The following is a 22,868-nucleotide window of genomic DNA, read 5'->3' on the forward strand; positions in this document are numbered from 1 at the left end:
TTTTGTAAAGAACGGAATTTTGTGGATAGGGCATAATCAATTCCGGGTAAAATGAATACCAATGTTTAGATTAAGGAGTTTGCAATGGCAAAAAATCCATTTCATTTGCATCACGTGAGTTTGCTGGTTTCCGACACCAAAAGAGCGTTGGATTTTTATTGTGGGGTGCTTGGCATGGAGATAACCCAGCGCCCGGATTTGCCATTTCCCGGTGCCTGGCTACAGATTGCCGAACATCAACAAGTGCATTTACTGGAACTGCCCAACCCTGATCCGGTGGAAGGCCGCCCTGAGCATGGGGGGCGTGACCGGCATTTTGCCCTGGTGGTTCCAGATTTGGAAGTGATTCGGCAAGCATTGGAAAAAGCAGGCGTGGTGTATTCGGCGAGCAAATCCGGACGCCGGGCGTTGTTTTGCCGCGACCCGGATGGTAATGCCATAGAATTCTTCGAGAAAGGCGTCGTGGCGGGCACTGAACGGCTGTTTGATTAAGCTTTCAGGGCGCCGCCGCAACTGCTGCCCTGGCCGGCGGTGCAGCCGTAACAGTGATCGTCTGTGGCAATTATACCGTTATCTATCAAATCCAAACTAACCTCCCGCAAATGGGTTCTACGACCAGCTAAAGGCAGCTTGAGCATTTGGTTGAAGTCGCAGTCATAGACATAACCTCGCCAGTCCACGCTGATGGTTGTGCGGCACATCAATCCTTCCAGATTGGCGGCGTCAAAGCTGTCTCGCAAAAGTTGCAGATAATGCTGCAATTTCCCTTCTCTTTCCAAGGCATGGGCAAAGCGGCGGATGGGCATATTGGTCAGGGTGTAAAGGCGGTCGAAGGTGATACCGAATTGTTTGCTGAGGTGCGCTTTATAGGCGGTTTCCAGGCTTTCCTGAGACGGGGGCAACCGGGGGCCTTGGGGGTTGAATACCAAGTTGAGTTTGAGTTCGCCGCCTGCGCCGTATCCCAGCCGGTTGAGCTTTTTCAGAGCGGCGATACTGGCTTGGAATACACCCTTGCCTCGTTGTTTGTCGACGTTGTCTTCCAAATAGCAGGGCAGGGATGCGACGATTTCCACTTGCTGTTCGGCGAGGAAAGCGGCAAGGTTTTCATAGCCAGGTTCTTCCAGAATGGTGAGGTTGCAGCGGTCAATGACGTGAACGCCCAACTGCCGCGCCTTGGACACCAGCAGCCGGAAATGAGGATTCATTTCCGGAGCGCCGCCAGTAAGATCCAGGGTTTTGACTTGGCCACGGCGGAGAAAATCCAGCACTTCCCCGATCGTGGAGCGGTCCATGCTTTCCGTGCGTTTGGGGCCGGCGTCCACGTGACAGTGGGTGCAGGCCAGATTGCAGCGATAGCCTAGATTGACCTGAAGCACTTCCAAGCGGCCGCGGCGGATGGTGGGAAAGTCCGTGGTGTTTTCCACTTCAATCTTCTGAAAACCAAATGTCGCCATAATAGGCCGCCGTCGATTTTTTGCTGTTGTCACTGTCGGTCATGATGGCAATCACGTCGATTTTCTCCGCGGGTTTGCCAAAAACCCGTTGCCAGTCGGCGCGCAGATCTCTTTTCTCGCACCGCCACTGGCCGGGTTTGTCCTTGGCATTTCTTACCGCCAACATCATGACATTGTCACCCGCAAAGGCATTGGGCCACAAGCTTTCTTTCGCTTGGCTGCTGGACCAGACGTAATTGAGGGCCCGGGTTCGCCAAAAGGCCAGGCCGCCTTTTTTGACGAGATATATCCGGGCGGCGTAATCGTCTCCCGGTTTGCTGGTTTCCGGGAGCGGCGGCAGCGGTTGAATTAGCTGCCAGCACCAATGCAAATAAGGGGTTTTGGCGACATTCACTTCGATTTCCTTGAACAGTCCGGAAGCGCTGGCTTTGCTTTCTGCTTTCAGCACGGTTCTGTCATTCAATTTGGCGAATTGGTAGTAGGTCTGTCCGGCAAAACTTTTCGTCTTCCAATTTTTGAGGTCTCCCTCGGAGAAATTACCTACTGTGAGGATTTCCCCCGCGTGAACGGTCAATGCGGCGAGGAGGAGTAACCTGATCCAGCTATTGGTTTTGATTCCCATTGATTTGGGGTTGAATGATATTAAATTCGTTTTAGGAAGCGATTTTATTTCTAATGCTCAATTTAGTCGCGGAAGGAGCGAAGAGCTTACAAGCAATGGGGGAGTAAATGCTTTCCCTGTTTGGTGAAAAGTGAGGGATAGTGAATGGCCCAGCCTTGGGCATAATCAACCCCCATCACTGTGAGATTTTGGAGAATTGCTTCGGATTCTACAAATTCCGCGACGGTTTGCATGCCGGCAATATGGCAGATAGTGTTGACCGACTCTACAATCGCTTTGTCGATTTCATTCTCCAGCATGGCTTGGACAAAACTTCCATCAATTTTAATATAGTCCACCGTCAAGGACTTAAGATAAGAAAAAGAGGTCATGCCTGTACCGAAATCATCGAGCGCGACTTTACATCCCATTTTACGCAAGGCTTGAATTAGCTCTAGGGCATTTTCTAAATCTGCAATAGCAGCAGTTTCGGTGATTTCGAAACCGATACACTGAGGGGGAATACCATGGCTATTTAATTGTCGCTGGATATAGTTGATCAGGCTAGCATCGCTGAGAGAGTTGGCTGACAGATTGATAAAATAGGCAGCGATTGTTGCTTGATTCCCGGTAAGCAGTTGTTGATGCTGAATTTGTTCACAAGTATGGCGAATAACCCAACGGTCAACTTCCGCCATGAAATTATAACGCTCAGCGGCGGGTATAAAATAATCTGGCGTAATAAGATGATGTTCCTCATCTTCCATCCTAAGCAGCAATTCATAATGCGGGTTGCCGACTTGAAGGGGTAGAATTTGCTGCTGAAATAAAACCAAGCTGTCATTTTCCACTGCAGCGCGAAGCCGTTGCAGCCAATGCATTTCTCCGAAGCGCTGAGTAATCAGTTTATCGCCTTCTGTATATACATGGACGCGATTGCGGCCTTGATCTTTGGCGGCGTAACAAGCCATGTCTGCCAGGCTTAACAACGTTTGAGCATTCCCATTACCTTCAATGGGAACCACGCCAATGCTGGCGCCCACCTTAAAGTGCCGGTTTTCCCATATAAATTGATAGGACTGAATACTCTGTAAAAGCGTTTGCGCAATTTGTTCAGCTCTTTGTAGTGGACAATGCCGCAGCAAAATTCCAAATTCATCTCCTCCGAGCCTAGCAAGTGCGTCGCTATCGCGAATTTTCCGTTGCAGTTGTTGAGCTAGACGCCGTAAGAGTTCATCGCCCGCCAGATGTCCACAGGTGTCATTGATGACTTTGAACTGATCCAAATCGAGATAAAGTAGGGCGTGGATATTGCCCTCTTCGTTTGCTTCCATTACGGCTTCATTTAAGCCCTGTTCGAATCTGACGCGATTAATTAAACCGGTAAGACTGTCGTGAAAAGCCATATGGCGAATGAGAGCCTCGGCTTTCTGATGGGCGCGGCGGTTTTCCGCTTCCCTTAGCTCGCGTTCGACGGCGGGTAGTAAGCGAGCAAGATTGCATTTCATTACATAGTCGTGGGCGCCTGATTTCATGGCATCCACGGCGACTTCCTCACCGATGCTGCCGGAAACAAGAATAAATGGCATATTTGGATTGAACTGGCGAACGATTTCCAAGGCACGCTTGGAATCAAATCCGGGTAAATTATGGTCGGCAATGACCAAATCCCAGGTTTTCTCTCCGAGCGCAGTCTTCATGGTTAGTTCTGAATCGACTCTCGCCATCAGCACGGTATAGCCGCCGTGTTGAATTTCCCGGACAATGAGAAGGGCATCGTCCTCGGAATCTTCTACAATCAGTATCCGGATTTCCTTGCAATCAGTTTTCCCCATAGGGGACCTCGTTCAATACTAGCCAATAAAGTCCAAGTTGCCGGGCTGCTTCAACAAATTGCACAAAATCCACCGGTTTGCGTACATAGCTATTGGCGCCTAAATCATAGCTGCGGATCATGTCTTGTTCTTCATTGGAAGAAGTGAGAATGACTACTGGAATTGAACGAGTGTGGCGGTTTGCACGTAAGCGTTCTAAAACTCGCAGACCATCGATTTTAGGAAGTTTCAGGTCTAGTAGAATAACTTGAGGCAGGATGGAAGTATCACGGTTGCTGTAGGCGCCTTCCCCGAATAGATAATCGAGTGCTTCTTGGCCGTCCCGGGCAACGATGATTTTATTGGCCAAATTATGTTTGCGCAGAGCCCGTAGTGTCAAAGCTTCATCGTCAGGATTATCTTCGACTAGGAGTATGATTTTATTATCCATGCTGGACTTCCTTTGAATCGGCTTCCTGTTGAGGCTCTGTTTGACCTGCTTGGGCAACCAAGGTAAAAAAGAAAGCGGCCCCTTGATCGATTTCCGCTTCCGTCCAAATCTTACCGCCGTGGCGAAGGATGATCCGTTGTACGGTGGCGAGCCCAACGCCAGTACCCGGGAATTCACTGGTTTGGTGAAGGCGTTGGAAGGCACCAAAAAGCTTGTCGGCATAACGCATATCAAATCCCGCCCCATTATCAGCAATATAAAATACCTCCGGCCGATCCCCCATTCGATCAAATGTAATCAGCGCGTCGGTTTTCTTAGAAGTAAATTTCCAAGCATTGCTGAGTAGATTTTCTAGCATAATTCTAAGCAACTTTTCATCCCCTTTAACCGTAAGGTTTTGGCCAATGATAAAAGTGATATGACGATCAGGTTCTGTTGCTTGCAGTTCGCTAATGATGTGCTTTGCCAATTGGGAGAGATCAATATTTTGCCAATTCAACGCAGCCTTATTGATTCTAGATAATTGCAATAAATCATCAATTAATGCACTCATCCGCTGTGCACCTTGCCTGACCCGATTGAGATAATCCAGGGCGGTTTCATCGAGCTGGTCGCTATAATCCTCAATTAACGCCAGGCTAAATCCATCAATAGCCCTAAGAGGCGAGCGCAAATCGTGAGAAACAGAATAGGAAAATGATTCCAGCTCTGTGTTCGCCGCCTGGAGTTGGGCGGTTCTGCTCGCAACTAATTGTTCGAGATGATCACGATGTTCGGCTAATTGCTTTTCAAGGCGTTTGCGTTCGGTAAGATCAACTATCATGGCAAAGAAAAGAGTTTGTTCGCAGTTTTGTGAATATTGCAAGCGAACATCAACCGGATAGAAGCTGCCATCTTTGCGGCGGTGACGCGTTTCGAAGATGAGTATGGGCACTTTTCCTTGGCGTAGCGGTTTAAGCATGTGGGTGTAAGCCGATAAGGTGTAATCGGTTTTTAAGTCAAGGGGCGTGAGCTGCTGCATTTCCTGTAGGGAATAACCGAGGTTGTTTAATGCGCCTTGAGATACTTGTATGAACCTGAGTGATTCACCATCAAACAGGTACAACTCTTCATAGGAGTACTGAAAAATATGACGGAGACGTCTTTCTAATTCATTGGCTTTGCGAAACGCACTGATGTCTTCCACAGAAGACCAAATGTACTGTTGCCCTTCCTCTTCAATGAGTAATCCCGAGAGCCTGATTGGGACGCGATATCCATCTTTGTGTAGATATTCCTTTTCATAGGGTCCATACCGGCTGTGTTGGCGCAAGGCATCCAGTTGGACTTGCTCTTGATCCATGTAACATTTAGGCGTGATTTGCCAGTAGGTTAGCCCAAGGACTTCATCCTTTGTGTAACCGATGATTCTTGCAAACGCGGAATTGACCTTGACCAAGGTGCCATCCATTTCGCAAAGGGCCAGGCCCACGGGGGAAGTGTCGAATAATTTATCGAGAAATTGTTGGCGCGATTGTATTTGTATTTGGAGATTCTGCCGTTCTGCCATCATAGCGGTAAAGGACTTTCCTAAAAGATTCAGTTCCTTGGAACCTGTGAGGGGAACTTCATCTGAAGCAATTGGTTTGCCTTGGCCAAAGCGCTTTACCAAATTAGTCAGTTGCTTTAAGGGGTTGGAAATCCGCTTGACGGTGATAATGGTGAGGATAACGCCTAAGACAAATATAAATACTGATGCGATGAGCACTTGCTGGTATAACGCCTGCAGATTGTCCTGTAATTGCTTATTGCTGATGCCTATGTAAAGGTGGGCTGGCAGCCCCGAAATTAAGGGCGCGCTAAAGTGCTCAATGGTGAAACTTGAGGTGTGGAAATGAAGAAAATTGTCTTCGCCGTCAGGGTATCTTAGGGTGTCTAATAAACTTAGGGGAAATCCTTCCTGAAAGGTATGGGCGAAAAGACGGCCGTTGAAGTCGGTGAGGTAGAGGTAGGCAATCTCCGGTTCTGTTTGTTGCTCTTGTTTCAGCAGTTGCTCGGTTTCTATTTGCTTGCCGTTAATGACTTTATCAGTAAGGGTTTCAGCCAACAGAAGGTGCAATCCTTGAGTGTGGCGATGAAGTTCTTGTTGATAAGCTTGTTTGTATATGTGAGTGATGAACAAGGTTAAGGCCAATACGGTAACCAACAATAGCCCAGTGACAAGCAATAGAATTTGGCGGGACAAGCTCATTTTGGATCTTCAGGTAAAAGAAGGGGCTCGAGTAGATGGAGTTTTTCAGCCCAGATCTGTAAAGGCCTGTAATCTTTTTCACTGGCGGCTACAAAACCCTTGGGCATTTCTGTGGCTTCCCAATGATATAGCCCTGGCTTGTCCTTGCCTCGGGGGTCGAAATCAATCAATGCTTGTCGCACTTTTTGGCGAATATCCTCTGGCACGCTCCTGTGGCTAAAGATTCCACTAGAGGGGTATAGCTCGGAAATGGCTAATGGACGTACCCTTCCAGCGGCGATTAGCCGCAAAGCAAGCGTGTCTTGCATGCCGCAAGCATCTGCCAGAGCCGCCATGACTTTTTCCACACAACCTTGGTGAGAACCTGCAAAAATATAAGATCCCAAATCCTGGAGCCTTAAACCCGCCTTGTAAAGCATGATACGGGGTATCCAATAGCCTTGGGTGGATGTTCTACTGCCGAAAACAAACCGCTTACCTTTTAAATCGCGTAGGTTTTTTAAGGCACTCCCAGGCAAAACAACAATGACAGCGCGGTAGCCTGCATCACCCTTGGCATTTACGCCCCGCACTAGGGGCCGAATGGAGGCACGGTTATGGCGGGCAACGAGATAACTTCCAGCGCCAATCACAGCAAAATGTATCTTGCCTCGCGTTAGGTCATCAATAAGTTGGTGAGCGCTGGGACTGAAATGCAGAGTAAATTCAAGACGGGTAGTGCGTTCCAAATAATTTAGCAATGGCAGATATTGGCGGGCATCCTCTTTGGGGCTATTGCGTAAGTCAAAACCAAATTTCCAACTTTGAGGTTTGCCCTGACTGGAAATGGCAAGGCGAATTTCTTCTCTGCTTGCCGCTTGATTTAGATCAAGCAGAGGAAGGTCGGAACTATCTGAACACCCGCCCAATAACGCATAACCAAACGCTATGAACAGCGCTAAAAACGGAAACGCAATAATGAGAATTTCCTCATTAAATATCTAGGGCGGAATGTACTGCGGCCATATGTATATGTCAATAATTAATAAATGGTCCTTGAGCTTTTTTTGCTCAAGGGCCGGGGAAAGTCGTTTAATGTAAGGAAAGCAAAAAGCGTGCTTTTTGCTTTCCTTAACTTTGCAATGTACAAAATGGACTTTTCAGAGTTTCCTTGGCTGAATCCTGTAATGCTAGCCCGATGCCAGCTGCTGCCGGATTCGGGCAAGGAACATTTTGTAACTATGATTAAGGCTATTTTGCTACCTTTCGAATGGTAATTTTGGCAACCGGATTTCTCCAGTCATACTGTGCCGGAGTTAGATCCCCGATACCATGAATGCCTGAATGGATATGTACAAAACCTTCGCCTTCGCCTTTGACTGCGGGATTGGCGCATTCTCCCGGCAACTGCCCGGGGATATTGCTACAGCTTTCGTCATTGGCTTCGCTGCCGGCGTCAAAAGCGTTGACGAAATAAGTCACAGATTGATCGCTGGTGGGCAGTGGCTGGCCATTTAATGCCAGAAATGCGTCGTTACTGAAAATTAGCATTGAAAGCACGGTAAGGTGGGTCGCATTATCATCGCCCTTGAGAAGGAGAGTGGTTTTTTTGCCCGGAGTCAACGGTCCTCCAGAATCCTTGCCGTCTTTGATTAAATTAGGAAATTGAGATATCAGACTCAATGCGGGAGCCGTATTGCCTTCTTCGGCAATGGCAACTAATTGAGAAATGGCAGGCTCACCCGCCATAAAAGCGTGGATGCCTTGCTTGTGGGTCAAGGCTAAGATGGGGGAAAAGGTTTGCCCTCGGGTCAGGTTTGTAATGGTGACTTCATATTCGTCTTCAGCCAAAGCAAGGCAGCTTATGCTGCTGATCGATACAAAAAACAGCCCCAAAAAAATTCTAGATAGCTTCATGGTTACCTCCATATTATGGATTGCCTGTTTGTACTAGGCGTGAAAGCCATAGTGACTTTGTTTTCGTCCCACGGTTATAGGGATGAATAATCCCGGTAATAACAAACTAAAAAGTCAGCCTTACCAGAACGTCAGCTTACTGCACCTAACGCTCAAGGTCCATGGCTGAGCCGCTATAAGATGAAGTTTTGGGTTCTCGAATGACGGTAGCGTTAACCCGAGTTATTCCATTGTAATGGGAAGGGTGTATCAAACCGTAATCTGAAACGCCTTCTTTACGAGGGCACAATTTGTAGTCGCAGGATTGACAGGTTTGATAGGTTTAAAAAAGGCGGCCTCAAGGCCGCCAGATTTTAGCTTTGCAGCCGCTTGAGTGCCTCGATTCTTTCTTCGATGGGAGGGTGACTCATAAAGAGCCGGGCAATGCCACGGCCAATGGCGCCGTTGATGCCAAAGGCGGCGAATTCTCCGGGTAAGTCATGGGGTTGGGAAAGCCGGCGCAGGGCTTCCAGCGCGGCGATCATTTTAGAGCGCCCCGCCAAGCGGGCGCCGCCGGCGTCTGCCCTGAATTCCCGCCAGCGGGAAAACCACATGACAATCATGGTGGCAAAAATGGACAGGACAACTTGAGCGATGAGTTGGGTAATGTAGTAGGCCGGTCCATAACCGTAATAACCGCCTTCATCATCCCGGGATTGGAATAATGTCCGGTCTACCAAATGACCGATAATGGTGGCGAAGAAGTAGACAAAGGTGTTGACCACGCCTTGTACCAAGGCCAGTGTCACCATATCGCCGTTGGCAACGTGACTGATTTCGTGGCCGAGCACAGCTTCTATCTCGTCGGCATCCATAGTTTCCAATAGGCGGGTGCTGACCGCAACCAAGGCTTCGTTTTTACTCATGCCCGTGGCGAAGGCGTTGGCTTCAGGGAGGTTGAAAATCCCCACTTCCGGCATACCAATGCCGGCTTGCCTGGCAAGCCGTTCCACAGTGGAAACAAGCCATGCCTCGGTTTGATTGGTCGGGTGTTCGATGATATAGACCCCCATGGATGATTTGGCCATCCATTTGGATAGAACTAAGGAAATCAGCGACCCACTCATGCCGATGAGGGCAGAAAAAAGGAGCAGAGCGTTCAAATCCAAATGTATCCCCTGGCGATCTAGGTAGGTTCCCAGTCCTAGCACTTGAAACAAGATGCTGATGGCCAGCAAAATAGCGCCATTAGTTGCTAGAAAAAGTAATATTCGCATAGGTTATGGTTCCTCCTGGATAGCAAAAACACTGTTTGCAAATGCGTGGTCTCGTAAATGTTAGGGCAATCTCTACCCCGCGCAATTATAAACGATTAAGTAAGGGGAAAAGATTGCCTTTCACGCAAAAGACCGGTACAAGGTGTGTTTCATTCTTTGGGCTAATGCTCTAGATGGGGGAGGTAACGAAAAGTTTCAAGGCCGAAATTTAAGAATATGGCCTAACCGATTTGGAATAGACGAAAAAATCTTTAACCATGATAATAAGAAGCATTCGTTTTATAGTGTGGAGGGCAAACAAATGAAACTTGCAGCTTTTTTCCTGATTTTGTTGAGCCTGCCACCAATGGCTTGGGCACAGGCCGATTCCATTCTTTCCGCCATTAAGTTGCCTCCAGGGTTTCAAATTGAGTATTTTGCCAAAGAGGTGCCCAACGCCCGCTCGTTGGCTTTAGGGGAGGATGGCACCGTTTACGTGGGGACGCGTACCGAGGGGAAAGTCTATGCCTTGCGTGACGTCAATGGCGATGGGCGTGCGGACAAAAAATATATCCTCGCCAAAGGCTTGAAAATGCCCAACGGCGTAGTGGTACATCAAGGCAATCTGTATGTGGCCGAGGTCTCGCGGATTATCCGTTTCGATCAAATAGGCAAACACCTGCAAAATCCCCCCAAACCTAAAGTGATCTTCGACCGCTTTCCCAATGATCTCTGGCACGGCTGGAAATATCTACGGATCGGGCCGGATAATAAGCTTTATACAGCGGTAGGCGCGCCTTGTAACGTATGTCTGTCCCGGGAAAGGATCTACGCGACCATTGTCCGCTTGAACCTGGATGGCAGCGGGTTTGAGATTTTTGCCGAGGGGGTGCGCAACAGCGTTGGCTTTGATTGGCACCCACAAAGTAAAACTCTTTGGTTTACCGATAACGGCCGGGATTGGCTGGGGGATGATCGTCCACCCGACGAGCTCAATCATGCGCCCAAAAAAGGGATGCATTTTGGCTATCCCTATTGCCACGGTGGTGATATCCCGGATCCCCGCTACGGGACGGAAGCCTCCTGCGGTGACTTTATTCCCCCCGCATGGCGGTTTGACGCCCATGTGGCGCCGTTGGGCATCCGCTTTTATACCGGCGATCAATTTCCGAATGTCTATCAAGGGCAACTTTTTGTTGCCCAGCATGGCTCCTGGAACCGTTCCAATCCCGTGGGTTATCGGATTGTCACGCTAAAATTCAAGAAGGGTGTTCCCGTGGAAGAAACGGTTTTTGCGCAGGGATGGTTACAGCCGCGCGGCAGAGTCCTTGGCCGTCCCGTGGATATACTGCAAATGCCTGACGGTTCTTTGCTTGTCTCTGATGATCACAGGGGAGCAATCTACCGGATCCGCTTTGTCAAGGAAAAATAGCGTTATTACGCTTAGGTTCACAGTGGCTGTCCTATTATGACTAGAAAGCATAATGCAGGGAGGAGTGTAAAGGATGAAATTGTAAATATTAGGAGTAAAAATGACCGATTCGCATCATTCAGATTCGGTCCCAGGCAGACGGGATAAGGCTTTCTCCTGGGAACGGGAAGTATTGGAAAAGCTGGCTCTGGAAGGTATTGCTGAGCAGCGCCGGGCCAGGCGTTGGAGTATTTTCTTCAAGTTTTTGTTTTTTGCCTATTTATTAGGCGTGACATTAACGGCGCTCAGGCCCATGTCGACGGGCTTTATCGGAGATAAACCCCATACCGCCGCTGTGGATGTGAACGGCATCATTGTCGAAAAAGCCCCTGGCAATGCTGAAAATTTGATTAAAGGATTAAAAAGGGCGGCGGAGAACCAGCAGACCAAAGGCATTGTCCTGCGCATGAATTCACCCGGTGGCAGCCCGGTTCAAGCCGCCTATGTTTATGAGGCGATCCGGCGGCTTAAACAGGAAAAACCTGATTTACCAGTCATCGCCGTCGTTTCGGATGTTTGCGCTTCCGGTTGTTATTATATTGCCGCCGCTGCTGACAAGATCTATGTCAATCCTTCCAGCATCGTCGGCTCCATCGGCGTCATCATGAACGGTTTCGGGTTTGTGGAAACCCTTCGCAAGCTGGGCGTGGAGCGTCGTTTATTGACGGCCGGCGAACATAAAGCATTGCTGGATCCCTTTTCCCCCGTCAAGCCCGAAGAAAAAGCCCATGTTCAAGGCTTGTTGAAGGAAATCCACCAGCAATTTATTGCCGCCGTGAAACGAGGCCGGGGAGATCGGTTAAAAGACGATCCGAAATTATTTTCCGGTTTAATCTGGACAGGCAGCAAAAGCGTGGAATTGGGTTTGGCCGATGGTATCGGTGATGACCGCTCAGTAGCCAAGGAAGTCATTGGTGCGGAAAAGATTGTCAATTTTACCCCCCAGGAAAACTTTTTTGATCGATTATCCCGTCAAGTGGGTTCTACCTTGGGTAATGTGGTCTGGCAAGCGCTAGCAGGGAATGGAGGACTGCGATGAAAATTACTCTAAAAAATATAGGGCTTGCAATGCTGTTGGCAGCGTCTTCCGTATTCGCTGAAGAAAAGCCAGTTAATATGGATGAAGCGGCTAAAATCGTTCAAAAAGAATTGGGTGGCCGGGTGTTGGGTGGTAAAACCGTGGAGGAGCAAGGGGCCAAATATCATATCATCCGCATTTTAACCCCCGATGGACGAGTACAGCATATAAAAGTAGACAGCAAGACCGGAAAAATCATTAAGTAATTTCACCAGAAAGTTTGGGGTTAATTTATTAGTTTATAAGGTTTTGATGCTGATTGAATCTTTGTCCGCTGGAGCTATCCGTTAGATAAAATGTTGCTGGCAACTAGATTGCTACTCTTCGGTGTCATAACTATCCAATTACAATTTTTTTACATTATCTATATCAGTGAAACCTGCTTTTCAGGCGCATTTGGTCAACGATCCCTTTGGCGATCCCGCGCTCTACATCGAATTTCTGTTTCAAAGACGGGCGCTTTTATTTGATCTTGGGGATATTCATGCGCTGTCTCCCAGAAAGCTGCTGCGTTTGACACATATTTTCGTTTCCCATGCCCATATGGATCACTTCTATGGCTTCGATTACTTGTTACGGGTATGTTTGGGCCGGGCGATGACTATCCATTTATATGGTCCAACAGGCTTTATTGATCACGTGGCGAACCGGTTGGGAGGATACACCTGGAACTTGGTGGAAAACTATTCGGATGAGTTGGTTTTTATCGCACACCAATGGGATGGGGGAGAATGGCTGCAGCGGGCCCGGTTCCGTTGTCGCAAAGCCTTCGTCAAAGAAGGATTAGATCCTATTCCAGTGAGAAATAATATACTCTTGGATGAGCCAGGGTTGAAAGTGAAATCTACGGTTCTGGATCATAAGATTCCGTGTCTGGCCTTTTTACTGGAAGAGCCGCTTCACGTCAATGTATGGAAAAACAAGCTAGACGAACTGGGGTTGCCTACCGGGCCTTGGCTGCAAGATTTAAAACAAGCCGTGTTCCAGGGCAAACCGGATGATTTCCCGATTGTGGTCAAATGGTGTGATAGGCGGGGAGAATACGAGCAGCGTTATTTATTGGGAGAACTGAAAGCCAAGATCTTACAAATCGTCCCTGGTTTGAAAATCGGTTATGTGGTGGATACACTTTACTGTGAAGCGAATCGTCAAGCATTACAAGCCCTGTTAACCGGCGTGGATTGGCTTTTTATTGAAGCCAGTTTTTCCCAGGAGGAAGTCGAATCTGCTACCGAAAAATATCATTTGACCGCGTGGCAGGCGGGACAAATCGCCCGCCGGGTTGGCGCAAAAAGAATGATTCCCTTTCATTTTTCCACCCGCTACAAAAAAGAGCCCGAGCGTTTATATCAAGAGGCACTGCTGAGTTTTGGTGGGCAAACATGGCAGGTTGGCGGCCATGAAAGCGCCACCCGTGGATAAAGCCCTGCAAAAAGTGCTGGAGCAGCGCGTTGGCCGGGCCCACATGAATCAGCGTCTGGGGATGGAGCTAGATTTTGAAAGGCGCGTCTTTGGGGGGTTGGGACGCAATTTCTTCCATATTGAAAATTGGTATTCCATTCACGGAATGATCCGTCATACTTTGAGACTGTGTGGACTGCACGGACGCGGAAAACGTAATGCCCGAAAAATCCAGGTTACCCAGAACGAAGTCTGGTTGTCCCGCTTACCCTCTGAATTTGACGGTTACACCCTGCTTCATCTGACCGATTTGCACCTGGATATGAGCCCGGATATACCGGAAGTGCTTTCTGCTGCCATCCACAATCTGGAATACGATGTGTGCGTTTTCACTGGCGATTTCCGGGCGCGTACCTTTGGTCCCTGGCAGCCATGCCTGGAGGGATTAAAACGAGTTATCCCGCGATTGAAAGGACCGCTTTTTGGCGTTTTGGGCAACCACGACACCCTTTGCATGGTTCCAGGAATGGAGGCCATGGGCATTCAAATGTTAATGAATGAGGCAGTGAAAATTGAACGCGATGGCGCCGCCATCTATTTGGCAGGCATTGACGATCCCCACTACTACCGGGCCGATAATCTGGAGAAAGCGCTGGATGCCATTCCCGATCACGCAACGACAATTCTATTGGCCCACTCTCCGGAAATTTATCGCAACGCCGCCTATGCCAAATGCGATTTGATGCTGTGTGGTCATACCCATGGTGGCCAGATTTGTCTGCCTGGGGGGGTTCCTCTCATACGCAATGCCAATGCGCCTTATGCGTTATGTGCCGGGGCTTGGGAGTACGCGGGTTTACAGGGATTTACCTCCCGGGGCTGTGGGGTAAGCGTGGTGGATGTACGCCTCAATTGCCTGCCTGAAGTGGTCTTGCACACTTTGCGTCGGGGTTAATAAGGCCGCTTGCGGATGCCCAGCTGGTAGAGCAGGGGAGAGATGGTAATCTCCAGCACGAAAAACACCGCTACCAATAAAGAAATGGTTTCCCAATCCAAGTCGAATTGGTTCTTGACAGCAAGCAAGGGCAGCAAACTTTCAGGAATTTGATCCAGCCCCGGCGCTTTGCCGCTCGATTCAATCCCTAATCGCCGTTTGCAAAAGCTCGAGATCAAATCTCCCGCCATGGCCGACGCCGCAATGGTAAATCCGATGCTTGCATTCATGCCCAATAACTGGGCGAATACGGGGGTGACCGCTAGAGAGGCAATAATCCCCCGCCAGGTTTTGGCGCTGCCAAATAAAGGCAGGCCATCGGCAAGCTTTAGACCAGCGTCCAGTGGTAGCGCATAGCGTTCTTTGAAGATATCCCAAGCAATCACCGGTGCGCCATTGGCTACCAACACTAAAAGCAGCAACTTGAATTCGAGCATGTCAGGCCCCATATTATTTTGAAACATCATATCAGTTAGGGTTGTGAGCGTGGCGGGCAAGTGGGAACACTTTGAACACATGGCCGATATCGGCGTACGGGGGTTTGGGTCAACGCCAGAGGAGGCATTTGCCCAGACGGCAGTGGCTATGACTGCGGTGATTTGCAATCCTAATCATGTCGATCCCCGGGAAAAAATGACGATAGAAGTCGAGCGGGAAGATGGCGATAGTCTCGAAGATCTGCTGGTGGATTTCCTCAATGCAGTGATATATGAAATGGCGGTGCGCGGTATGTTATTCAGCCGCTTTCAAGTTACCATCGATGATCATCGCCTCAAGGCAGATTGCTGGGGGGAGCCGGTAGATCGGCAGAAACATCAGCCAGCGGTGGAGGTCAAAGGAGCAACCTACACGGAACTGAAGGTGGGCCAAACCGAAGACGGCCAATGGATGGCCCAATGTATTCTCGATGTGTAAGGTGCAATGATGGATATTAGCCAACTGGTACAGCTCGATGAATGTCTCTGGCGTATCCCGCCCAAGGGAAAGATGCGGGCGCCGGTCTTGATTTTCGCCGACCGTGAATTAATCCAGGAAATGGATGACAAGGTTGCCGAACAGGCTGCTAACGTCACCACTTTGCCTGGCATTGTCGGTGCCTGTTATGTGATGCCCGATGCCCACTGGGGCTATGGTTTTCCCATTGGCGGGGTGGCGGCTTTCGATCCCGATCAAGGCGGGGTAATTTCCGCGGGTGGGGTCGGATTTGATATCTCCTGCGGCGTGCGGACACTGCGCACGGGTTTGAAACGAGAGGATATCGAGCCCGTCAAACAGACTCTTGCTGAAGCTTTGTTTAGCACCGTGCCGGCAGGGGTTGGGAGCCGGGGACAAATAAGCCTTAGCGAATCGGAAATGGATGCGATGCTGGCCGGTGGTGCCAAGTGGGCCGTGGAACAAGGTTACGGCAGGCCCGAAGATCTGGAACGGATTGAAGAAAAAGGTTGCATGGCCGGCGCGGTTCCCAGTGAAGTTTCCGCCAAAGCCCGCAAGCGCCAGCGCCGGGAAATGGGGACTTTGGGTTCTGGGAACCATTATCTGGAAGTGCAGGTGGTTTCCGATGTTTATTCACCCGAGGTTGCCAGGGTATTGGGGTTGGAACTGGACGATATTGTTGTCACCATCCATTGCGGTTCCCGGGGGCTTGGTCATCAAATCGGTACCGAATACCTGAAAAAAATGCAAAAAGCCGCCCAAGAAGCAGGCATTGAACTACCGGACCGGGAATTGGCTTGCGCGCCTTTGAATTCCCCAGTGGGCCAAAGTTATTTGGGGGCCATGCGTTCGGCCATCAACTGCGCACTGGCTAATCGTCAAATCATTACCCATCTGGTGCGCAAAGTATTTGCCGAATTATTCCCCGAAGCGGATTTGGCATTGATCTATGACGTTTCCCACAATACTTGCAAAGTGGAAACCCACAAATTCGACGGACAAGCAAAACAGGTTTATGTGCATCGCAAAGGCGCCACGCGGGCGTTTGGCCCAGGGCACCCTGAGCTTCCCGAAGTATTCAGGGAAACGGGGCAACCTGTCATTATCGGTGGTTCCATGGGGACGGCATCTTATATTTTGATAGGGACTGATGATAGTGAAAAGTTGTCATTATCTTCTGCTTGTCATGGCGCCGGGCGGAGGATGAGCCGCCGTCAGGCGAACAAAACCTGGAAAGGCCAGACGCTCATCAGCGAATTGGAACAGCAAGGGATCATTGTCCGCAGTCCTTCTTTCCGTGGGGTAGCAGAGGAAGCACCGGAAGCTTACAAGGATGTGGACGCGGTAGTGCGCGTGGCGGATAAGGCAGGGCTGGCCAGTCTTGTTGTTAAAATGCGGCCTTTGGTGTGTATCAAGGGATAAGAAACTTACTCATAAGGTCACGCTATGCCCTTGATTTTGGCGGTACTGCCTTGTACCTCGGGAATCGGTGAAGTATTCAGCGATTCTTAACCCTTGGCCGTGAGGGCGGATTCGGGAAAAGTTCGGAAGGGTCGATCTCGATTCCCTTTAGGGTCGATGCCTGCAAGATTTCCCCCGGTTTATGACGGCATTCATGGAATAACCTCGATTCTGCTGAGTTGTTAATCGAACAATTGACCTGGATTCAGTTTGATCCCGGAAATGGTTTCTGCCTGTATGATTTCCCCGGCCTGGTATGCCTGGACGCTGGTATATCCTTGGGGCGTGGGGTTGCGGTACACTTCGATAACCTGATTTTCCAGGTCGATTAACCATACTTCTGGGATTCCATGGCGGGCATAGAGGGGGATTTTGACGTTGTGGTCGTAATCGAGGGAGGTGTCGGCGACTTCTATCAGTAGTAATACATCTTTTGCCGTGGGAGTGTGGGTTGCGTAAAAATCCGACCGTGGCCGCAGTATCACAATATCGGGTTGCGGCTCCGAAGACTCGTCCAGCAGGATGGGGTTTTGTACATCCAACAATGCCTTGCCATTGATTTGCCTCGAGAGCGTATGAATCAATTTGCGTACCGAACTTGCGTGTGGATTGCCGATTGGCCCCATATCAATAATTTCCCCCTCAATCAATTCCACCCGTTTGTCTTCGGGAAAAATCCCCGCTTCCCCCATGCGCTGGAATTCTTCGACCGTAATGCGGTGGCGTTTGGGTACGATTGCAACATTCATAAAATCACCTCGATACCTATTGACAGTATTGATTTGATTGTATCAGAAGGTGGTTTCAAGCCAATAATACGGCGATCACCCCAGTGATAAAGATGCCGTCAAAAGTCCCGGCGCCGCCAATGGAGGCGATGGGCGAGCCCAGGTGGCGAATATCTTTAAGGTGGAGAATATCGGCGCCGATCAATACCCCCAAGGTGCCGCAAATGTAGGCGAAAGGCGCGCGGTATTCATCGCCCAAAATGATGGCGACAACTGCGGCGGCCAAAGGTGCGATCAAAGCGGGCATGGCGATCCCCATGCCGGGAATGGGACGGCTGAGGAAATAGCTGAGGCCCGAAACGATGGCAACGCCGAGCAAAAGGGGTGGGAGCGGGAGGTCGAGCCGGTTGATCAAATAGGCAGAAAACAAGATAGGCACCAAGCAGCCTCCGACATTGACGGCGATGATGGTGCGGCCTGTGAAGGGCAGGGGCGGGGGTTTCAACAAGCCGAACGGGGTTTCGATGATCTCGGGTGGGGGATCGGCGCGCATAGAAAACAGAGGCAGATTGATCCAGCTACCGAGCAGTGAGCCTAAAAGCATCAGCATGGTGGCTTCCGGCGACAAGCCAAGCTTTTGGAAAGAGAGGGTAATCAACTGCAACTGGATAAAGGTCAGCAGGAAAACCAGCAGAAAAAAGAACATCAAGAAGTGAAACATGGAAAAAGGGGAACGCATATCAAGTGCCCTCCTGCCAAGAGGCCAAGTAGGCTTCTTGTTCGGGTGTAAGTTGGTCGATGGTGATTTCCATAGCGGCGAGCTTGAGTTTGGCGACCCGTTCGTCAATGACGGCGGGAACCGGATAGACTTTGTTATCCAAGGTTTTAGCTTGCTTGACAAGATATTCCACCGCCAAGGCCTGGTTGGCGAAACTCATGTCCATAACTGCGGCGGGATGGCCTTCGGCGGCGGCCAGATTCACCAATCGTCCTTCCGCCAGGAGGCGGAGTTTCCGGCCATCTTTGAGCACAAACTCTTCCACGTGCTGCCGCGGCTGTTGTTTTTCCTCAGCCAGCCTCTCCAAGGCGGGAATATTGATTTCCACGTTGAAATGGCCGGCATTGGCCAGGACACAGCCGTCCTTCATGACAGCGAAGTGTGAAGCGTCCACGACATGTTTGTCGCCGCTGGCGGTAACGATGAAATCGGCTATTTTGGCGGCATCGGTTAAAGGCATGACTTGAAAGCCATCCATTACCGCCTCCAGCGCGCGTAAGGGTTTGACTTCCGTGACAACGACGTGGGCGCCATGGCCTTTCGCCCGTAGGGCGATGCCGCGACCGCACCAACCGTAACCGCAAACCACGAAGGTCTTGCCCGCCAATAGAATATTGGTCGCCCGAATCACCCCATCCAACGCGCTTTGGCCGGTGCCATAGCGGTTGTCGAACAGGTGTTTGGTCAAAGCATCGTTGACGGCAATAATGGGATAGCCCAAGGCTTTTTCTCTTGCCATGGCGCGCAGACGAATGACGCCGGTGGTGGTCTCTTCCGTGCCGCCAATGACCGTTTCTAAAAGATCCCGCCGCTCACGGTGCAAGGTACTGACTAAATCGGCGCCATCGTCCAAGGTGATTTGCGGGCGTGTGTCCAGTACCGCGCGAATGTGCTGATAATAAGTTTCGGAATCTTCCCCCTGGCGGGCAAAAACCAGGATGTCGTCCGCCACCAGGGCGGCGGCCACGTCATCCTGGGTACTGAGGGGATTGCTGGCGCAAAGCACCACTTGAGCGCCGCCGCTTTTGAGCGTTCGGGCCAGATTGGCGGTTTCCGTGGTGATATGCAAACAGCCGCCGATGTGCACGCCTTGCAGTGGTTTTTCCTGTTCAAATTGTTGACGGATAAGCGCCAGCACTGGCATTTCCGCCGCCGCCCAACCGATGCGTTTTTCACCTTCAGTGGCAAGAAAAGGATTATTGATATCGTAGGAATGGACAATCATTGCATTTATACCAACAGTACTGGACATGGGGCCAGCAAAGGGAGCCGTTTGGCCAAGGGGCTCGAGCGGGGGCAAAAAACCGCGCTGCAGCCTTGCTTGTTGAGCAGGTCGATAAATCCATCCGGTTCCATCAGAATAAACTGGTTTTCCGTCATGGCGGTTGATTTTTTGGGTTGGGGGCCCGCTATCAGCAGCGGGTAATTTTCGCCGCCGGCAAATTCCGCCGCCAACGCCAATGTTTTGTCTGCTTCGGGCGAATTATCGAACCACACCCATACTGGCGGTCTACGGCGGATTGCAGTCCACTCGTGGACTGTGCTGAATACCAGAAAATCCCCTTCCCCCGCCATCTCCAGTACCGATTCTGTATAGTTACCTTGGACGATTTGAAAATCACCCGCCAACGGCAACTGGTTTTGGATTTCTGCCAGCCACTGCCGAACCTGAGTGATTTGCAGGTGGTGCAGTTGTTCCAGACGGGGCGGTTCGAAAGCCGTCAGGGCACCGGAAAGCCGGTCGATTTCCTGGACGAAAGGCAATTCAGAGGCATAACGCAGTTCAACGTTTTCAATAAAAACCGCGGTGAGGGGCAACTGTTTCTGTACCGCCAAATGCGCGCCGATTTCCAGCGCCCGGCGGCGGAGTCTCAAACTGTTTAAGGCGACCAGAACGCGGCAATTGTCACTCATGATTGTTGTTACCAGATTTGTCTTTGTGGGAGTGGCTGAAGCTTTTCTTGAGTTCGGCAAATTTTCGGAGCTGGCGTTCCACTCGGCCGTTGATGCTGTCTTCGGGAAAGGCGCCGTCTTCCCCCCGTTCACCCGCGGGTAGCCCCATGAATAATGCCAGGGCCTGGTCAACGGTAGTCACCGGATAAACATGAAACCGCCCGGCCTTGGTGGCCTCCACGATATCTTGGCGCACCATCAGGTTTTGCACGTTGGCTGCAGGGATAATGACCCCTTGCTGGCCGGTCAATCCCTTGTGCCGGCAGATGTCAAAGAAGCCTTCGATTTTTTCATTCACGCCGCCAATGGGTTGGACTTGTCCCAATTGATTGACTGAGCCGGTCACCGCCAAATCCTGGCGCAGAGGCAGATCCGCCAGGGAGGAAAGCAACGCGCACAATTCCGCCAGGGAAGCGCTGTCGCCTTCGACGGGTCCGTAAGACTGTTCAAACACCAGACTGGCGGCCAGGGAAAGAGGTTGCACCCGGGCATAGCGGGCCGCCATGAAATGGGACAAAATCAATACCCCTTTGGAGTGAATTTTTCCGCCCAGTTCGGTTTCCCGTTCGATATCGATGATTTTACCGTCTCCCATGCGGGTGGTGGCGGTGATCCGGGTTGGCCGGCCGAAACTGAAATCTCCCAGGGAAATGACCGACAAGCCGTTGATCTGTCCGATTTGTTTCCCTTCGGTATCGATGAGCAAGGCGCCCCGTTGAATGAGCTCTTGCACCCGGGAGCGGAGCCGGTCGCTGCGGTATATCCGGGCATCGATAGCGGCCTGAATATCGGCCCGGGCGATGGTTTGCCGGCCATGACGGCGGGCCTGGTAATCGGCTTCCTTGAGAAGATCGGCGAGCATGCGAAGATGGGCGGTGATTTTTTCCGCATCCTCGATTTCCCGGGCAGCCTGTTCGATTACTCTCATCACCGCGGATTTGTCCAGGGGGAGCAGATTTTCTTTCCTCGCCAAGGTGGCTAAAACCTGAGCAAACAGTTGATGAGTTTGGGGATTTCTGGGGAGTTCTCCTTCAAAGTCCGCGGGGATTTTGAACAAATCCTTGAATTCCGGATCGAGGGCTTCCAATAGATAATACAGCAACCGATCGCCTGTCAAAATGACCCGGACATTCAACGGAATCGGTTCCGGCTCCAGGGGCAGGGTGTTGATCAGGCTCAAGGTTTTTTCCAGGGATTCGATTTTGATTTCCTTGGACTGCAGAGTTCGTTTCAAGGTATCCCAAGCATGGGGCTGGGTGAGCACTTTCAACGCATCCAAAATCAGATAACCGCCGTTGGCTTTATGGAGCGCGCCGGCTTTGATCATGCTGAAATCGGTAACCAAGGTGCCCATCAGGGCGTGGTAGTCGATCCGGCCAAGAAGGTTGGCGTGATTGGGCAAGGTTTCGTGGATGACCGGTGCGCCTTCATCGCCGCTGCGATCCACCAGCAGATTGATATGGTAACGCTTGAGCCGTTCTTCCGCCCGGGAAATCAAAAAGGGCAAGGGAATGGGAGGCGCGGGTTGGGGCAGGAAATCTTCTACATGATCGATGATATCTTGCTCCACGGCATCCAAAAATTGGGCTACCGCTTCGATATCCCGGTAACGAGTTTTAAGGTCGTCGATCAGATGGCCGACGGCGTATTGGGTGATTTCCCGGTTCAGCTGACGGAGTTTCTCCCGGGTTTCCTTGCGCCAGGCGGGAAATTGGCGCAGCAATTTCTGTAATTGTTGTTGTAGCTCTTTGACCTGTTCTTCAATTTTCTTCTGCACCTCGGGCGGCAATTGATTGAAGACTTCCGGGCTCATCACTTGTCCTTCGTGAGTCAGCGGAGCAAAGGCAAAGCCAGTGGGGGTTTCTAACAGGGCAATACCTTGCTCGCGGGCTTGCTCGCGCAGTGCCTCAATGGCTTTGGCTTCCCGCTCACGGGCAGCCTGTTCCAGTTCTTCCACCCGGGCGCGGTATTCTTCGCCTTCGAATGCCGCCGGGATAGCGCTGCGCAAATCTTCTATCAAATCTTCCATGTCTTGGCGAAGCTTGCGCCCCTGACCGGCGGGCAGCGCCATGGCCTTGGGTTTGACCGGGTCCTTGAAGTTATGGATATAACACCAGTCTTCCGGCGTGGGTTTGTGTTTTGCCTGTTGCCCAACCACATCCAGGATGGCGGTGAGTTTGCCAATGCCGGTAGGGCCCAAGGCGAATACGTTGAACCCCGGGTCTTCCATCTCCACCCCAAAATGTAACGCTTCCATTGCCCTTTGTTGTTCGAATACCAAGGGGACATCAGGAAGTTCTTCCGTAGTTTGGAAGGTAAATTGCGCTGGATCGCAGGCGGAATAGAGCTTTTCAGGGGGTAGTGGCGAGAGTTGTTGAGTCATTCCTTAC

The 22,868-nt window shown here is 50.6% G+C and carries 22 protein-coding genes; 8 read left to right on the top strand and 14 right to left on the bottom strand.

Annotated elements, in window-relative coordinates:
- Positions 1-84: 84 nt before the first annotated feature.
- Positions 85-492 (top strand): glyoxalase, encoded by a 408-nt coding sequence (locus AXA67_12475; GenBank protein KXJ39864.1) that lies wholly within the window; start codon positions 85-87, stop codon positions 490-492.
- On the opposite strand, the gene AXA67_12480 is transcribed toward AXA67_12475, so the two are convergent.
- From AXA67_12480 to AXA67_12515, 8 genes are all read right to left on the bottom strand, one after another.
- Positions 489-1,454: a radical SAM protein gene (locus tag AXA67_12480; protein KXJ39865.1), complete on the bottom strand. Its 966-nt coding sequence runs from the start codon at positions 1,452-1,454 to the stop codon at positions 489-491. The two genes, AXA67_12475 and AXA67_12480, sit on opposite strands and share 4 nt — an antisense overlap.
- The gene (locus tag AXA67_12485) at positions 1,426-2,007 is read right to left on the bottom strand and encodes a hypothetical protein (protein ID KXJ40183.1); all 582 of its coding nucleotides are present in this window, start codon (positions 2,005-2,007) and stop codon (positions 1,426-1,428) included. The genes AXA67_12480 and AXA67_12485 overlap by 29 nt, the downstream gene beginning before the upstream one ends.
- 155 nt (positions 2,008-2,162) lie before the next feature.
- Positions 2,163-3,890, bottom strand: coding sequence for a hypothetical protein (locus tag AXA67_12490; GenBank protein KXJ39866.1), 1,728 nt, complete (start codon positions 3,888-3,890; stop codon positions 2,163-2,165).
- Positions 3,877-4,320 carry a two-component system response regulator gene (locus AXA67_12495; protein KXJ39867.1) on the bottom strand — a complete coding sequence of 148 codons (444 nt, stop codon included), beginning with the start codon at positions 4,318-4,320 and terminating at the stop codon, positions 3,877-3,879. Before AXA67_12495 ends, AXA67_12490 begins: the two co-directional genes overlap by 14 nt.
- A complete protein-coding gene (locus AXA67_12500; protein ID KXJ39868.1) occupies positions 4,313-6,550 on the bottom strand; it encodes a hypothetical protein in 2,238 nt (745 codons plus the stop codon). Before AXA67_12500 ends, AXA67_12495 begins: the two co-directional genes overlap by 8 nt.
- Complete coding sequence (locus AXA67_12505) at positions 6,547-7,458, bottom strand: hypothetical protein (GenBank protein ID KXJ39869.1); 912 nt, start codon at positions 7,456-7,458, stop codon at positions 6,547-6,549. The genes AXA67_12500 and AXA67_12505 overlap by 4 nt, the downstream gene beginning before the upstream one ends.
- 322 nt (positions 7,459-7,780) lie before the next feature.
- The gene (locus tag AXA67_12510) at positions 7,781-8,446 is read right to left on the bottom strand and encodes a hypothetical protein (protein ID KXJ39870.1); all 666 of its coding nucleotides are present in this window, start codon (positions 8,444-8,446) and stop codon (positions 7,781-7,783) included.
- 353 nt (positions 8,447-8,799) lie between these two features.
- Positions 8,800-9,702 carry a zinc metalloprotease HtpX gene (locus tag AXA67_12515; protein ID KXJ39871.1) on the bottom strand — a complete coding sequence of 301 codons (903 nt, stop codon included), beginning with the start codon at positions 9,700-9,702 and terminating at the stop codon, positions 8,800-8,802.
- Between the two features lie 301 nt (positions 9,703-10,003).
- Between AXA67_12515 and AXA67_12520 the strand changes: the two genes are divergently transcribed.
- The 5 genes from AXA67_12520 to AXA67_12540 all read left to right on the top strand — a co-directional run bounded on the left by AXA67_12520 (position 10,004) and on the right by AXA67_12540 (position 14,586).
- Entirely contained in the window at positions 10,004-11,113 is a 1,110-nt protein-coding gene (locus AXA67_12520) for a sorbosone dehydrogenase (protein KXJ39872.1), read from the top strand.
- Positions 11,114-11,213: 100 nt separating this feature from the next.
- Positions 11,214-12,191 carry a peptidase S49 gene (locus AXA67_12525; protein ID KXJ39873.1) on the top strand — a complete coding sequence of 326 codons (978 nt, stop codon included), beginning with the start codon at positions 11,214-11,216 and terminating at the stop codon, positions 12,189-12,191.
- On the top strand, positions 12,188-12,436 hold the full coding sequence (locus AXA67_12530) for a hypothetical protein (GenBank protein ID KXJ39874.1): 249 nt from the start codon (positions 12,188-12,190) through the stop codon (positions 12,434-12,436). The genes AXA67_12525 and AXA67_12530 overlap by 4 nt, the downstream gene beginning before the upstream one ends.
- A 166-nt stretch (positions 12,437-12,602) precedes the next feature.
- Positions 12,603-13,652 carry a hypothetical protein gene (locus tag AXA67_12535; GenBank protein KXJ39875.1) on the top strand — a complete coding sequence of 350 codons (1,050 nt, stop codon included), beginning with the start codon at positions 12,603-12,605 and terminating at the stop codon, positions 13,650-13,652.
- Complete coding sequence (locus AXA67_12540) at positions 13,630-14,586, top strand: metallophosphoesterase (GenBank protein KXJ39876.1); 957 nt, start codon at positions 13,630-13,632, stop codon at positions 14,584-14,586. The genes AXA67_12535 and AXA67_12540 overlap by 23 nt, the downstream gene beginning before the upstream one ends.
- Here AXA67_12540 and AXA67_12545 read toward each other — a convergent pair.
- A complete protein-coding gene (locus tag AXA67_12545; protein KXJ39877.1) occupies positions 14,583-15,062 on the bottom strand; it encodes a hypothetical protein in 480 nt (159 codons plus the stop codon). The genes AXA67_12540 and AXA67_12545 overlap by 4 nt on opposite strands.
- Before the next feature lie 79 nt (positions 15,063-15,141).
- Here AXA67_12545 and AXA67_12550 point away from each other — a divergent pair, with 79 nt between their 5' ends.
- The gene (locus tag AXA67_12550; protein ID KXJ40184.1) at positions 15,142-15,540 is read left to right on the top strand and encodes an archease; all 399 of its coding nucleotides are present in this window, start codon (positions 15,142-15,144) and stop codon (positions 15,538-15,540) included.
- A 9-nt stretch (positions 15,541-15,549) separates the two neighbouring features.
- Entirely contained in the window at positions 15,550-16,980 is a 1,431-nt protein-coding gene (locus tag AXA67_12555; protein ID KXJ40185.1) for an RNA-splicing ligase RtcB, read from the top strand.
- Positions 16,981-17,201: 221 nt separating this feature from the next.
- On the opposite strand, the gene AXA67_12560 is transcribed toward AXA67_12555, so the two are convergent.
- The 5 genes from AXA67_12560 to AXA67_12580 are packed head-to-tail and all read right to left on the bottom strand — an operon-like array spanning position 17,202 to position 22,861.
- Positions 17,202-17,768: a hypothetical protein gene (locus AXA67_12560; GenBank protein ID KXJ39878.1), complete on the bottom strand. Its 567-nt coding sequence runs from the start codon at positions 17,766-17,768 to the stop codon at positions 17,202-17,204.
- A 55-nt stretch (positions 17,769-17,823) separates the two neighbouring features.
- Positions 17,824-18,486 (bottom strand): hypothetical protein, encoded by a 663-nt coding sequence (locus tag AXA67_12565; protein KXJ39879.1) that lies wholly within the window; start codon positions 18,484-18,486, stop codon positions 17,824-17,826.
- Between the two features lies 1 nt (position 18,487).
- Positions 18,488-19,777, bottom strand: coding sequence for an adenosylhomocysteinase (locus AXA67_12570; protein KXJ39880.1), 1,290 nt, complete (start codon positions 19,775-19,777; stop codon positions 18,488-18,490).
- Positions 19,756-20,439: a hypothetical protein gene (locus AXA67_12575; GenBank protein ID KXJ39881.1), complete on the bottom strand. Its 684-nt coding sequence runs from the start codon at positions 20,437-20,439 to the stop codon at positions 19,756-19,758. The genes AXA67_12570 and AXA67_12575 overlap by 22 nt, the downstream gene beginning before the upstream one ends.
- On the bottom strand, positions 20,432-22,861 hold the full coding sequence (locus tag AXA67_12580) for an ATP-dependent protease (GenBank protein ID KXJ39882.1): 2,430 nt from the start codon (positions 22,859-22,861) through the stop codon (positions 20,432-20,434). The genes AXA67_12575 and AXA67_12580 overlap by 8 nt, the downstream gene beginning before the upstream one ends.
- Positions 22,862-22,868: the final 7 nt, after the last annotated feature.

Source organism: Methylothermaceae bacteria B42 (assembly GCA_001566965.1).
In the GTDB taxonomy this organism is placed as follows: domain Bacteria; phylum Pseudomonadota; class Gammaproteobacteria; order Methylococcales; family Methylothermaceae; genus Methylohalobius.